Raw genomic sequence first — 14485 nt, 5'->3', positions numbered from 1 at the left:
TTTGCAGACTCCCCGCGCAGATCTCACAGAACACACGAAAAAAAATATCAGCAGATTGCAGATTAAACTGAAAAATAACAGTTTTTTATATTTTCAGCTTATTTTCAGTGTATTTCAAGCGCAGCGCCACCACCTAAATACGTCCTAAGAGAAAAGGCGCTTCGCTTGAAATCAACTAAAAATTAACAAAAAATTTATTCTTTGTCAACATCCTTTTCTCTCGTTTTAGGCAAAAAAACTAATTCAATACTCTGTGGGGAATTACCCTGCCAATTTGTTTCTGGGCGAAGTAATGTTTGTTATTTTGCGGTGTAATTGTTGCTTTTTATGGGATTTTGATTTAACTTTGTGGCATGTATGCAGTCTAAATTGCAAAATAGGGTAAAAAAAATCATGGAGGAAACGACTATGAAGACTTTGAGAATATATTTGACAATGGTGATGCTGGCGCTTGCTGGCATGTGGATGAGCGGCAGCGCTCAAGTGCTGCGTGACGCAACCAACGACAACACCGTGGGCCGCATCTCGGGCAACGGCATGGTGCGCGACAGCGAGATGCACTCGGTGGGCAGTTTTGATGCCGACGGCACAGTGCGCAACGCTAGCGGCACCGCTGTGGGCAAGATCGTGAGGCTGGAGATATTTGACACCGCTGGCACTCGCGTGGGATATATCAACACCGACGGCACGGTGCGCGACGGCAACAGCAACAAGCTGGGCCGCGTGAACTTGAGCGACGGCAAGGTAACCGATGCCGAGAACCATATCCTTGGTTACGCCCGCGGCATACGCGTGGATTGGATCGCTTGTTACTATTTCTTCGGGTTCTTTGATAAGAAATGATGAAAAGGATAACTCTCACACTGGCTATTGTGCTCGTTGCAGCCAATAGCCTTTTTGCGTCTTTACCTGCCGACAGTGTGCTTCGCCGTCAGGCGGCCCGCATGCTCATGGTGGGTTTCAAGGGCAACACAGTGGATGAGGGTTGCGATGCCTACCGCTATGTGCACGACCTGCACGTGGGATGCATTGTGCTCTTCGACGTGGATCTCACCGGCACTGCCAAGCTGGGGTCGCGCAACGTTACCAGCAAGGACCAGCTCAAGACGCTCACGTCGCAACTGCACCGATGGACCGACTATCCGCTGCTCATCGCTGCCGACCAAGAGGGCGGCAGGGTGGCCCGCCTGAAACCGCAATACGGATTTAAGAAGGTTGTCTCGGCACGATATGTGGGCGAGGTGAACAACGAGGACAGCACCCGCTATCATGCCCGCTTGCTTGCGGGCGAGATGGCCGAGTGCGGGGTGAACCTGAACCTGGCGCCTGTTGTGGACCTGCACAACCAGAACTGCTCGGCACTGGGAGCCATAGACCGTTGCTACTCAAGTGATCCCGCTGTTGTGGCACGCCATGCCGGCTGGTTTGTTGACGAGAGTCGCAAGCAGGGCGTGGCATGCACGCTCAAGCATTTCCCGGGGCACGGCAATGCCACGGCCGACTCGCACTTGGGATTTGTAGATGTCACATCGACCTACACCCAGCAGGAACTTGAACCATTCAAGATTCTCATCAAGCAGAAAAGGGCACCGTTCATGATGACGGCCCACATCATCAACCGCAACATCGACCCCGACTATCCCGCCACGCTGTCGCGCAAATTCCTCACCGACATCTTGCGCAAGCAGCTCAAATATGACGGAGTAGTGATAACCGACGACCTCTACATGCAGGCCATCAGCAACAAGTACAGCATCGAGCGCGCCGTGGTGCTAGCCATCAATGCCGGGGCCGACATGCTGTGTGCCAGCAACAACATCAACACAGGCTTTGAGGCCGACCGCCCCTACAAACTCATCGACATCATTGTCAAGGCAGTGAAAGAGGGACGCATACCATATAGCCGTATTCTCGAGGCCAACCGTCGCATCGACCGCGCTGCCCGACAAGTATCTCATCCCACTGAGACAAAGAAGTAACAGAGTGCTAATTGGGTATGTGATGTAAATGTTGCCCGAATAGCGTCCTGCTGGACGCATCCACTTGTTGATACAATACCCCCACCGCCACTATGTTCGGCGGTGGGGGTTATTCAGGTACTGTCCCTGTCGGGACAGCAGAGTTTATTTCAATTCGCTTGCGAAACACGGATAAGTTGTATCTTCGAGATCCGTGAGATCTGCGCGGGGAGTCTCGTTGCTATATTGTCACCCCGTTGTTGTGAAGTCGATATGTGCGTTGTTTTAGAACTCCTTGAAGGTGAGAGGCAGCAGGTCGCATGCGCTGTCCAGGCGGTAGATGGTGTCGTTGCCCACCATGAGCACTTCCATGGGGAAACCTGCGTTTTTCTCAAACTCGATGAGCGCCTGCCGGCACACGCCGCAGGGTGCACAAGGTTCCTCGACAAACGCGCCGCGGGTGAACGCGGTCACAGCGATGCTCTTGATGCCCACGCCGGGATAGTTGGCTCCGGCATTGAAGATAGCACTGCGCTCGGCGCATATTCCCACGGGAAAAGCAGCGTTTTCCTGGTTGGCGCCCTTGATTGTCACGCCATTCTCAAGCAGGACGGCAGCGCCCACGTTGAACTGGCTGTAGGGGGCATAAGACCCCTTTGTAGCCTCTTTTGCGAGGTCAACGAGTTTTTTTTGCTCTTCGGTTAGCTCTGAATAAGAGTAAACTTGTATCTTTGTGGTGATATTTTTTTCTGTCATGACATTTAAGATTTACTTATAATGGTTCTATTGTCTTGCAAAGATATTGATATTTTCTCATATTTCAAGCAAAAAACGGTTTTTTGCATCATTTTATTGCATGTTTTTGCGCCTGCGGCCATGGCGCAAGGGCTAAACGCACGTTTTTTGGCCTACATCGAGCAGTTCAAGGAAGTGGCAATGGAGCACTGCCGCACCCACGGCATCCCGGCCAGCATCACCCTGGCGCAAGGACTGCTTGAGAGCAACGCCGGGTCGAGTTACCTCGCGTCGCGCGGCAACAATCACTTCGGCATCAAGTGCCACCGCTGGTCGGGCGAGGCTGTTGAGTATGACGACACGCTGCAGCACGACTGCTACCGCAAGTATGGCTCGCCCGAGGACTCCTACCTCGACCACTCGCGTTTCTTGCGAGGTAAGCGATACACCCCCCTCCACTCACTTGACACCACCGACTACCGCGGATGGGCGCATGGATTGAGAACCTGCGGCTATGCCGAGGATCCTGATTATCCGCAGAAACTCATCTCCATCATCGAGCGATACACCCTGCACCGCTACGACTCTATCGCTATTGCCGCTCCTGCGCCACCGGTCAAGGGCAAGGAAGATGCAAGACACAAGAATCGCAGGGAAGACGCGAAGAAGAATAGGGAAGACGCGAAGCAAAACGGCGCTGTGCCGCCACCGCCCAAGAAGCACAAGCGCGACCAGGCCGCTGTGCCGCCGCCTCACCCCAAGGTGCAGCAAGAGTCTCCCTCTAGCGACAGCGCCCAGCCCGCAAGCACGGGTGAATCCAAACGCCGCACCATGGTGGAGCAAGATCCCCAGGGCAAGTCGTCGGGCAAAACGGCGCAAGCCAAACGCCAGCGCAACTCCCGCACCGTCATGTCAGGCAAACCCCTCACCGGCAATGCCGACAACGACGACTAGGGATGAAAAAATAGTTGCCATTTGGTGGGCATTTATTTGGTGTGAACGCAATTCTTTTTCTAACTTTGTAGCATGAAGTGGATAATTTATATAGCGCTTGCCGTGGCAGCCGCCATGATGTGCGCATGCGACAATAGCAAATTCAGCATCGTTGCCGACATTGAGAACATGGGCAACCAGAACGTGCACGTGGTGTTCCTGGGCGACTCGGGCGTGCACGACTCGTTCATACCCACGCAGGACAACAAGTTCGGCATAGAGGGTAACTCGCAGGAGCTCACAGTAGTGAGCGTGCTCGACAGCCAGAACAAGCCGCTGTTTCGCGTGGCAGTGCGTGGCGGCGAGAAGGTGAAGGTGACCGGCGACTTGAGGAAACCGCACGAGTATGAGTGCGAGGGCAGCGAGACGGCACAGGAGTGGATGAAGTTTGAGAAGGAGCATGCCGCGCTCTACGACACCCCCGACCGCACCGCTCTCGACCGCGCCATTGAGCAATATGTGCACGACAACCCCTCAAGCGTGGTGTCGGCGCTGCTGCTAGTGCATGATTATAGCGACCAGGGCAGCGATCAGGCAAAGAAACTGCTGGCAAGCCTTGACGAGAGCGCCCGTCCGGCATCGCTCGTGTCGAGTATGCAGCGGCTTCACGATGCGGCAACGGCAAGGCCCATCACCCAGCTGCATCCCATGATGCTGTGTGGCACCACTGGCGACTTTGAGGCATTGCAGCCTGCCACATCGCGCTCAACGTTCATCTACTGGTGGCTCGAAAACAACCCAGCCAGGCACGCTCAAGTGTCGGCCATCAGGCAAATCGCTTCAAAGCACGGCGGCGACGTGACCGTGGCCGACGTGTCGCTTGCCCCCGACAGCATCGGGTGGCAGTACATCATCAAGAGCGACTCCGCTGCGTGGAAGCACTACTGGGCACCGGGCGGAATCCTGGACCCGTCGATCAGAGACCTGCACATCACAAGCGTGCCGCTGTGCATCGTCACCGACTCCATGGGGCGCCAGCTCTACCGCGGCAACGATATCCCCGCCGCCCAGAAGGCCCTGGAGAAATACCTGGGGAAGTAAAATCTCAAATAAGATATGGGCAGATGTGCTAAAAATGCCAAAAGGTGTGCGATAGGGTTTCTTTCCGTTTTGCTCATTCTGTTTTTGGTTTGGATTTTTCCGAATCACAAGTATAATGGTATAGATATTTCCCATTACAACAAAGGCCTTGATTGGAGCTCTGTAAAAACCGACGAGAACATTAAGTTTTGTATTGTCAAAGCAACAGAAGGAGAGTCGTGGGTTGATGGCCGGTGTATTGACAATGTGAAGAACTCTAACAAAATCGGCCTGAAAACTGGCTTATATCATTATTTCCGCACAGGTGTGTCGGGTAAAAGACAATTTGAAAATTTTGATAAAGTGCTGAAACAATGCAAATATGACATTATTCCCGTCGTTGATGTAGAAGAAAAACACAATGATTTGTCGCTTGGAGGATGTGCCAACGAGAACCTTGATGACTTGCTTGAATGTTTCAAGGAAGAATATGGGTATTACCCTATGGTTTATTTTGGCAGTTGGGATGCTCTCAACACCCTTCCTGTGGTCACAAAGTGCAAGTGGTGGCTAAGGTGCATCGGGTTCCGCAACCTTGCCCCTTCTACGATTCAGCAGGTGGGAATACGCAAGATGCATAATAGTTCGTTGGATTTAAATTACTGTTCAGACATAAGCAGCATCATGGTTCCGGAGAAATGATTTCCACACCAGGGGCAGGTAATCTTTTTGGCATGAGGTTTGTCTGTTTTGGCGTAAAAATGCAGTATGTCTTTGCTCTGAAATTTGGTCGAAATAGAAAAAACACTAAATTTGCACATACATATTACAAATTACAAACTATCAAAACAGCATTAGTATGAAGAAGTATTTAGCTGAAGCTATCGGTACATTTGTACTGACATTTCTGGGCTGTGCAGCAGCCGTGAGCCTTGGTTGCAGTGACGCAAACACCGCCGCAGTGGTGGGCACAGCGTTTGCCTTTGGTCTTTCAGTAGTCGCTATGGCCTACACCATAGGCGGAATTTCGGGATGCCACATCAATCCTGCAATCACCCTGGGCTGCCTGCTCACAGGCCGCATCTCGGCAAAAGATTGCGCTGGTTACATGGCAGGTCAGTTTGTGGGTGCTATCGTTGCAGGTGCTGCGTTGTGCGGTTTCTATGGCTGCGAGTCGGGTCTGGGCGCTAACGGCATAGGTGCTGGCTGTGACGGCAGCGTTGCTATCGCAGTTGCTGTGGAGGCTGTTCTCACTGCGCTCTTTGTGCTCGTGGTGCTTGGTGCGACTGGCAAGGACAACGAGTCAACTGGCAAGCTGGCTGGTCTCGCTATCGGTCTGTCACTCGTTCTTATCCACCTCGTGGGTATTCATTTCACAGGCACATCGGTTAACCCCGCTCGCTCGGTGGGTCCCGCTCTCTTCGTGTGTGGCGATGCCTTGAAGAACGTGTGGGTATTCATCGTGGGTCCCTTTGCAGGCGCTGTGGTGGCTGCTGGCTTGTGGAAAGCCATTGAGGTTAAGAAATAACCAAATATCATCCGTAAACGAAAAGGCTGCCTCGAGATGGTTCAAGGCGGCCTTTTTGTGTGTGCCTTTTTCGGCGGTTATTCGACGGCGAAGTGCAAGTTTGTGCGTTTGGGTTTGCGTTTTCGTTGAAATAGTTGTACCTTTGTAGTTTGGATAATTGAAACCATTAATAATGAAGAAGTTTTTCAAGCTGCTGGCGCGTTTCGTGCCTCCTTATAAGAAACAGATGGTGCTCAATGTGGTGTTTAACATCCTTGAGGCATTCCTTACGCTGTTCTCGTTTGCCCTGATAATCCCCATCCTTGAGATGCTCTTTGGCATCAACAAGGCTCACTATGACTTCATGGCGTGGGATAGCGCCCACGTCAAGACGGTCGTTGTCAACGATTTCTATTACTATGTGCAGTGCGTGATTGAGGCCCACGGCCAGTCAACCGCGCTTGCGGGCATAGCCGCCGCTCTGGTGGTGATGACCTTCCTCAAGGTGATGACGGCGTTCTTGGGCTCGTTCTTCATGGTTTCGATACGCACTGGCGTGACCCGCGACCTGCGCAACCAGATTTACAACAAGCTGGTGTCGCTGCCCATAGGGTTCTTTTCTAGCGAGCGCAAGGGCGACGTGATGGCGCGCATCAGCGGCGACGTGACCGAGGTGGAGACTTCGATAATGGCTTCGCTCGACATGATGTTCAAGAATCCCATTATGATAGTGGTGTGCCTCACGATGATGATCATCACTAGCTGGCAGCTCACGGCGTTTGTGCTCGTGCTGCTTCCCGTGGCAGGACTGCTCATGGGTCAGGTGGGCAAGCGTCTCAAGCGCAAGTCGCTCGAGGCCCAGAACCAGTGGGGCGTGCTGTTGAGCAATATCGAGGAGACCATAGGCGGCCTGCGCATCATCAAGGCTTTTAACGCCGAGAAGAAGGTGAAGCAACGCTTTGAGCGCGAGAATGAGGAGTTCCGCAACATCAACAACCGCATGAACTGGCGCCAAGTGCTGGCCCATCCCATGAGCGAATTCCTGGGTACAGCGGTAATTGCCATCGTGCTGTGGTTTGGCGGCACGCTCATCCTGGGCGGCGACAACACCATCACAGCTCCCTCGTTCATCTATTACATGGTGATTTTCTATAGCATCATCAATCCTGCCAAGGATCTGTCAAAAGCGTCCTACGCCGTGCAGCGTGGCATGGCGTCGATGGAACGCATCGACAAGATCCTGCTGGCCGAGAACAATATCAAGGATCCCGAGCAGCCCCGTGAGCTGACAGGGCTCAAGCAAGGCATCAGCTACAAGAACGTGCGCTTCAAGTATGCCGATGCATGGGTTATCGACGATGTGTCGATCGACATTCCTGCCGGCAAGACGGTGGCACTGGTGGGTCAGAGCGGATCGGGCAAGACAACGATTGCCGACCTCTTGCCGCGATTCTACGACGTGCAGCAGGGCAGCATCACCGTTGACGGCATAGACCTGCGCGACTACCGCGTGGCCGACCTGCGCAACCTCATGGGCAACGTCAACCAGGAGGCAATTCTCTTCAACGACACGTTCTACAACAATATCACCTTCGGCGTCAACGATGCCACTCGCGAGCAGGTGGAAGAGGCCGCGCGCATTGCCAATGCCTATGACTTCATCATGGCCAGCGAGGACGGCTTTGAGACCAACATAGGCGACCGTGGCTGCAAACTCTCGGGCGGTCAGCGCCAGCGCATCAGCATAGCGCGCGCTATCCTCAAGAATCCGCCCATTCTTATCCTCGACGAGGCAACCAGCGCCCTCGACACCGAGAGCGAGCACCTGGTGCAGGAAGCCCTCGACACCCTGATGAAGGGACGCACCACGCTGGTGATTGCCCACCGCCTGTCAACCATCAAGAACGCCGACGTGATATGCGTGATGCAGGACGGCAGGGTAGTGGAGAGCGGTACGCACGACGAACTCATGCGGCGCGACGGAGCCTACCGCAAGCTGGTGGAGATGCAGAGCTTCTAGCCACCGTGCTTTGAGCGTCAGCTCAAGGAAAGTAAAGGAACAAAAAACTATAACAATAACACTATGAAGAAACTGATTTTACTGCTTGTCGCCACAGTGGCGGCAATGAGTGCAATGGCAGCCGACAATGGCCAGCGCAAGGCAACAATACACCTCAAGAGCGGAGAGTATGCCACCGGCACTATCGTGTCGCGCGACAACGAGAAGGTGGAAATCCAAACCGTCGAGGGACTTAACTATGTCTATTCAATGGACGAGGTGGCGTATATCTCGCACGAGATGAAACGCAAGAATTACGACACCAGCAAGTTCCGCGGATTTGTCGATCTGGGTTACTCGCTAGGCTTCGGCGCTCCGCGCAACGACTACTGGATGGTGGAGACCTCGTTTGGCTACCAGTGCAAGCCCAACCTCTATGTGGGCGCTGGCATAGGCCTGCACAAGTTCAATGCTGTCATCGACTCTTATCCCCCTCGCACCGACTATAAGGATCCGCAGCCCAACGACCCCGACCTCAACAAGTTCCCCTTTGTGCCTCTGTATGCCGACGTGCGCTACAACATGCGCAGCGAGAACTTCAACACACCGTGGGCAGCGCTCAAGTTGGGCGGCAGCGTGTTCAACCATGGCGGCTTGTATGCATCTCCCTCGCTGGGGTTCCACTTTGCATCGAGCCAGTTCTTCTCGTTCAACGTGGGCGTGGGTTATGCCCTGCACACTGCCCATTACAAGCTGTGGTGCACCGGCGATACTCCCGGAGCCATCCCCGACAAGAGCGGCAAGAGCTACCTCGACAAGACCGGCGTGTTCCACAATGCATTTGTGAAGGTGGGAGTTGAGTTTTAAAAACGGCAAATAAAAAATACATAAATCATGCTACGCAAAATCAGACTTACCCTGGCAATCGTGGTGTTCACTCTCATCACGTTGCTGTTGCTTGATTTCACCGACACGCTTCTCGTGTGGCTAGAGTGGCTGGGCGACATCCAGTTTGTCCCGGCCGTGCTGGCGCTCAATGCGGTGGTCATCGCTGCGCTGGTGCTTCTCACCCTTGTGTGCGGCCGCATCTATTGCTCTGTCATCTGCCCGCTGGGTGTGATGCAGGACCTCGTGTCGTGGATTCATGGCAAGAAGAAGAAAAACCGTTTCACCTATTCGCCAGCCAAGTCGTGGCTGCGCTATGCCATGCTTGCGGTGATGGTGGCGGCGTTGGTTGGCGGCGCTGGTTCGCTGGTGGCTCTGCTTGAGCCCTACAGCAACTATGGCCGCTTTGTTATTAACCTGTTCCAGCCTCTGTATATGTGGGGCAATAACGGCCTGGCAGCCATTGCCGAGCACTACAACAGCTATGCGTTCTATAGCGTGGACGTGTGGATGAAGAGCCTGCCCACATTCATTGTGGCGGCGGTGATGTTCGTCCTGGTGATTGTTCTTGCATGGCGCGGTGGCCGCACCTACTGCAACATCCTGTGCCCCGTGGGCACAATTCTGGGCACGCTGGCACGGTTCTCATGGCTCAAAGTGCGCTTTGACGAGGACAAGTGCCGCAACTGTGGTTTGTGCACCAAGAACTGCAAGGCATCGTGCATCGACTTCAAGAGCCACAAGGTGGACTACTCTCGTTGCGTGGCTTGCGGCAACTGCTTGGAAAAGTGTAACTTCGGCGCGTTGACTTATGGCCACAAGGCTGCAAAGCCTGCGGCAAAAGAGACTGCCGCCCATGACACTGCCGACACTGCTCGCCGCGCTATGCTCGTGGGCACAGCGATCGTGGGCGCCGACCTGGCGCTGGCGCAGGCAGGGAAGAAGGTCGATGGCGGACTGGCGGTGATTGAGGACAAGCAAGAGCCCAAGCGCAGCACTCCGCTCACTCCCCCGGGGTCGATGAGCGCACGCAACATGGCGACGCGATGCACCGCATGCCAGCTGTGCGTGAGCGCTTGCCCTAACCAGGTGCTTCGCCCCTCGACCGACCTCATGACCATGATGCAGCCCGTCATGAGCTATGAGCGCGGGTACTGCCGCCCCGAGTGCAACCGCTGCTCTCAACTGTGCCCCACGGGAGCCATCAAGCCCATAGGCACCGACGAGAAGGCGGCGACGCAGATAGGCCACGCGGTGTGGATCAAGAAGAACTGCGTTGTCATCACCGACGGCGTTTCGTGCGGCAACTGCGCTCGCCATTGCCCCAGCGGAGCCATAGAGATGGTGCCGCTCGATGCCAACGACGAGAACTCTCCCTTCGTGCCGGCAGTCAACACCGAGAAGTGCATAGGCTGCGGTGCCTGCGAGCACCTGTGTCCCTCGCGCCCCTACTCGGCAATCTACGTCGAGGGCCACGAGCAACATCGCACGATATAAATGATTATCAAATTTGGTAATTTGACGATTTTGTTATAACTTTGCACCATAAAAGAGTAGATGAAAGTAACTACCGACAACAAGGATTTACTTGACCTGTACACCACGGGGCAATGTAAAGACAAGAAACTTAACAAACTTCAGCCTCAAGTTATAAGAGCGTTTGTAAAAACCATCAATAAACTAAAGTGTTATGAGCGAGTTGAGTTGATGATGCGAGACAACGGTTTGAATTATGAACGTTTGTCGGGCGAAGGTGGTGAATTTGAAAGCGTGCGCATCAATTTGCAATATCGCTTGATAATACAAACATCTGCCGATGGAGAAGAGGTTACAATAACAAATGTAAAATTGATTAAAATCACAAATCATTATGCCGACCTATAGTTTTAATAATGCAACGCCATTTGAAGCCATTCAAGTGGGGGAATACATCAGCGACGACCTTGCCGCTATGGGCATGACTCAAAAGGAATTGTCTCAGCGCACAGGTATCCCAGCTCCCCACATCAATCAAATAATTAAAGGGAAGCGACGCATAACAGCAGAGCAATCAATTGCTATAGCTCAAATAATGGGTTATGAAGATGCTTTGTTATACATGTTGCAAGCGCAGCATGACATAGATAAAGCGAAACTTGCCAAGCAAAATGACGTTAAATCGTCTCTGCTCAAAATTGCGGCGGTATTGTGATAAAAACCACTAAATTCTACTACAATGGACAAAAAGATACTTTCACGCCGCTCGTTTCTCAAGGCTGTGGGCCTGGGCGGTGCTACTGTGGCTGCTGGCTCGATAGTGAGCTGCGCCACGGGCGAGAAACAAGAGAACCCCACCGAGCCCCCTGTGGGACAGATGACCTATCGCACCAACCCCAAGAACAACGAGAAGGTGTCGATCCTGGGTTACGGCATGATGCGCCTTCCCACCGTTGACTCGCAAGGGTCGGCACGCGAGGACGGCGATGCCGAGATCGACCAGGAGATGGTAAACCGCCAGGTGGACTATGCCATCGAGCATGGAGTCAATTACTTCGACACGTCGCCTGCCTACTGCAAGGGCCGCAGCGAGCACTGCACTGGCATCGCGCTGGCACGGCACAAGCGCGACGAGTTTATCATCGCTACCAAGCTCTCTAACTTCGCCCCCGAGACGTGGACCCACGAGGCTGGTGTGCAGATGTTCCAGAACTCGCTCAAAGAACTGCAGGTTGACTATATCGACTACCTGCTGCTGCATGCCGTGGGCGGTGGCGATGACCCCGAGGACGCGATGAAGAAGTTCAACGCGCGCTACATCGACAACGGTGTGCTCGACTACCTGCTCGAGCAGCGCGAAAAGGGCGTGATCAAGAATCTGGGATTCTCTTACCACGGACACATCGAGGTGTATGACTACCTGTTGTCGCAACACGATAAATATAAGTGGGACTTCGTGCAGATCCAGCTCAATTACTTCGACTGGAAGAATGCTGCCGAGAACGATGAGGATAATGCCGAATACCTGTATAACGAGCTTGTGAAGCGCAATATCCCAGCCATCATCATGGAGCCCCTGCTGGGCGGACGCCTTGCCAAGCTGCCCGATCCTCTTGCTGCCAAGCTGTTGCAGCGCGAGCCCGAACGCTCGGTCGCATCGTGGGCCTTCCGCTATGCCGGCACCCATCCTGGCGTGCTCACCGTGCTCTCTGGCATGACTTTCATGGAGCATCTCAAGGACAACCTCAAGAGCTACTGCCCGCTGAAACCCCTCAGCGACGAGGAGATGAAATTCCTCGAGGGCCTCGGTTCTGAGTTGGCGAGCTACGAGACCGTGCCTTGCACCGCCTGCAAGTACTGCATGCCGTGCCCCTATGGCATCAACATACCCGCAATCTTCTCCCACTACAACAAGTGCCTCACCGAGGGCAACGCGCCGCAGGAGAAGACGTCGCCCACCTATGCCCGCGAGCGCCGTGCCTTCCTAGTGGGCTACGACCGCTCGGTGCCCAGGTTGCGCCAAGCCGATCACTGCATAGGGTGCGGACAATGCTCGCCCCACTGCCCGCAGCGCATCGACATACCACGCGAGCTCAACCGCATCAGTGACTACGTCGATCGCCTGAAACGCGAGGGTGAGTAACCACACACCTTCTCCTGGTCATGTGTCCTCGTAGACGCTAGATTTGAAATTTTCTGTTTTTACGCAGAAAGAATGTTAATGATTGCAAAATGAAGGCAAAAGAATGGATCAGGAATAACAAATAGAATAAAAATATGGGAAATATTGGAAAAATATTCATTATGTTTATTTTGTCATTCGCATTTTTCAACATGTATGCGTATAGATGGCAGTCTCCGTATTCATTTTGTAATAATAATCCGGTAAAATTCGTTGATCCGGATGGTAAAGACGGTGTAATAAGTATTTGTGGAAATGCTATTACGATTTCGGCTAATGTGTATTTATATGGAAATGGGGCTACAAATTCTGTATTACAACAGATGCAGAACGACATCAATCATATATGGGGCGGAAATCATTCTGTAAGTCATGACGGTAAATCATATAATGTAAGTTTCGATATTACATTGTCTCTGTATGGTGGGTGTGAAAAGAGTAATCCACAGGTAATTCCTGATTCCTGGAACCCTTTTAGTCGCAATAACTATATCGAGGTCTCTAATAGTTGTAAGAGATCTTATGTTAGAGGAGGAGATGAAGGACAATGGCGTAGTGAAGGGCGTAATGGTAAAAGTCTTTCACAAGACGATTCTGCCCCTCATGAAGTAGGGCATCTGTTAGGACTTCCTGACCAATATACAGATGACAACGGTCCCAACAAAGGGTGGGAGAACAATATTATGGGTAACAGTTCAAACGGAAGCGTTGACAATAGGAATGTCTCTGAAATCCTTGAAAAAGCATGGCAGGAATATGATAAATGGGTAAAAGAAGGCAATAAAGGAGTATTCAAGTATGAAATCAACCCTTAAAAGAATATTGAAAAAAAGAATAGTTGTTTTAGGGTTTATAGATGTATTGGTGATTTTATGGATTATTTGGAGTGAAGGACAAATACAATACGAGCCCCCGCTAGACTATCGTGATATTGTATATCCGTTAGATTCTAATATATACAATACGATTATTGTAACCATTATTGTTAATATATTAGTATTGATTGGTGAAACCAAAATGTCATATGGTAAAGCATTTGGAAATGCTAATTTGATATTGGCAATTATATTTTTCATATTTATAACATGTTGTATAACATGGGGATATTATTATATAACCACGAGGATAGGAAGTGGTGTGATAGATGAATGTAATATTTTGTTTTTCTTGCCAGTTATGTTGTTTGGTAAAGACTTTTTTGTAAATATAGCAACAGTCATAAATCTATATGTCTCATTATGTGTTATTCTTACTGTTAGTTGTATAGTATATATATCAATATTATTTCAAAATGAGATTCGTTAGAAACCTTATAACAGGTGTCATTCTCATCTCGCTATCATGCCAGATTGCTTTTGCCCAATCAAATGTTGACAACGAATACGAAGGAAGAAATAGATAGTATAAAACAAACACGATAATCACAGGGACACCCGCATAAAATACACAGAGCCTTGCGACATCCCGTCGTGAGGCTCTGTATAAATAAACCCATAAACAAATCTAACCTTTTGAAGTTCTAATTTTAGAAGTACTAGAACCAATTTTTTTATTAACCGATGCAAAATTACTGCTTATCTTGCAATAATTAGGGATATTCAGAAAATAGTTAACTAATTGTTTGCCAGTGTCGTGAATATTTTGTAACTTTACAAAGAAACCCCCGATGGACCCGTCTCGGGCTAATTCGGGGGTAATTTCCTATTTTTCTTGTCGTGAAGTTACAAAAA

General features: G+C 51.5%; 15 protein-coding genes. 14 read left to right on the top strand and 1 reads right to left on the bottom strand.

Annotation, left to right across the window (positions count from 1 at the left end; genetic code table 11):
- Positions 1 to 408 precede the first annotated feature (408 nt).
- The gene (locus ACKI3C_RS06300) at positions 409 to 843 is read left to right on the top strand and encodes a 5-fold beta-flower protein (protein WP_407403172.1); all 435 of its coding nucleotides are present in this window, start codon (positions 409 to 411) and stop codon (positions 841 to 843) included.
- On the top strand, positions 840 to 1979 hold the full coding sequence (locus ACKI3C_RS06295; RefSeq protein ID WP_407403170.1) for a glycoside hydrolase family 3 protein: 1140 nt from the start codon (positions 840 to 842) through the stop codon (positions 1977 to 1979). Before ACKI3C_RS06300 ends, ACKI3C_RS06295 begins: the two co-directional genes overlap by 4 nt.
- Positions 1980 to 2243: 264 nt before the next feature.
- Here the strand turns inward: ACKI3C_RS06295 and cdd are convergent, their stop codons facing one another.
- Positions 2244 to 2714 (bottom strand): cytidine deaminase, encoded by a 471-nt coding sequence (gene cdd / locus ACKI3C_RS06290; protein WP_407403168.1) that lies wholly within the window; start codon positions 2712 to 2714, stop codon positions 2244 to 2246.
- A gap of 120 nt (positions 2715 to 2834) precedes the next feature.
- On the opposite strand from cdd, the gene ACKI3C_RS06285 reads away from it, so the two are divergent.
- From ACKI3C_RS06285 to ACKI3C_RS06230, 12 genes are all read left to right on the top strand, one after another.
- Complete coding sequence (locus ACKI3C_RS06285) at positions 2835 to 3647, top strand: glycoside hydrolase family 73 protein (protein ID WP_407403167.1); 813 nt, start codon at positions 2835 to 2837, stop codon at positions 3645 to 3647.
- Between the two features lie 72 nt (positions 3648 to 3719).
- Positions 3720 to 4727 (top strand): hypothetical protein, encoded by a 1008-nt coding sequence (locus ACKI3C_RS06280; protein WP_407403165.1) that lies wholly within the window; start codon positions 3720 to 3722, stop codon positions 4725 to 4727.
- Positions 4728 to 4742: 15 nt separating this feature from the next.
- On the top strand, positions 4743 to 5408 hold the full coding sequence (locus ACKI3C_RS06275; protein WP_407403163.1) for a glycoside hydrolase family 25 protein: 666 nt from the start codon (positions 4743 to 4745) through the stop codon (positions 5406 to 5408).
- A 157-nt stretch (positions 5409 to 5565) separates the two neighbouring features.
- Positions 5566 to 6234, top strand: a complete 669-nt coding sequence (locus ACKI3C_RS06270; protein WP_407403161.1) for an aquaporin — start codon at positions 5566 to 5568, stop codon at positions 6232 to 6234.
- A gap of 172 nt (positions 6235 to 6406) precedes the next feature.
- A complete protein-coding gene (locus tag ACKI3C_RS06265; RefSeq protein WP_407403159.1) occupies positions 6407 to 8233 on the top strand; it encodes an ABC transporter ATP-binding protein in 1827 nt (608 codons plus the stop codon).
- Positions 8234 to 8296: 63 nt separating this feature from the next.
- On the top strand, positions 8297 to 9079 hold the full coding sequence (locus tag ACKI3C_RS06260; protein ID WP_407403157.1) for a hypothetical protein: 783 nt from the start codon (positions 8297 to 8299) through the stop codon (positions 9077 to 9079).
- Between the two features lie 27 nt (positions 9080 to 9106).
- Positions 9107 to 10594, top strand: a complete 1488-nt coding sequence (locus tag ACKI3C_RS06255; protein WP_407403155.1) for a 4Fe-4S binding protein — start codon at positions 9107 to 9109, stop codon at positions 10592 to 10594.
- 60 nt (positions 10595 to 10654) lie between these two features.
- The gene (locus ACKI3C_RS06250) at positions 10655 to 10981 is read left to right on the top strand and encodes an addiction module killer protein (RefSeq protein WP_407403153.1); all 327 of its coding nucleotides are present in this window, start codon (positions 10655 to 10657) and stop codon (positions 10979 to 10981) included.
- Entirely contained in the window at positions 10968 to 11288 is a 321-nt protein-coding gene (locus tag ACKI3C_RS06245; RefSeq protein WP_407403151.1) for a transcriptional regulator, read from the top strand. Before ACKI3C_RS06250 ends, ACKI3C_RS06245 begins: the two co-directional genes overlap by 14 nt.
- A gap of 24 nt (positions 11289 to 11312) precedes the next feature.
- Positions 11313 to 12716, top strand: coding sequence for an aldo/keto reductase (locus ACKI3C_RS06240; RefSeq protein ID WP_407403149.1), 1404 nt, complete (start codon positions 11313 to 11315; stop codon positions 12714 to 12716).
- Positions 12717 to 12850: 134 nt separating this feature from the next.
- Positions 12851 to 13570, top strand: coding sequence for a hypothetical protein (locus tag ACKI3C_RS06235; RefSeq protein WP_407403147.1), 720 nt, complete (start codon positions 12851 to 12853; stop codon positions 13568 to 13570).
- Positions 13554 to 14060 (top strand): hypothetical protein, encoded by a 507-nt coding sequence (locus ACKI3C_RS06230; RefSeq protein ID WP_407403145.1) that lies wholly within the window; start codon positions 13554 to 13556, stop codon positions 14058 to 14060. The genes ACKI3C_RS06235 and ACKI3C_RS06230 overlap by 17 nt, the downstream gene beginning before the upstream one ends.
- Positions 14061 to 14485 lie beyond the last annotated feature (425 nt).

The organism is Sodaliphilus sp., assembly GCF_045598405.1.
Lineage (GTDB): Bacteria > Bacteroidota > Bacteroidia > Bacteroidales > Muribaculaceae > Sodaliphilus > Sodaliphilus limicaballi.
This window is presented reverse-complemented; position numbering and strand designations above follow the sequence as displayed.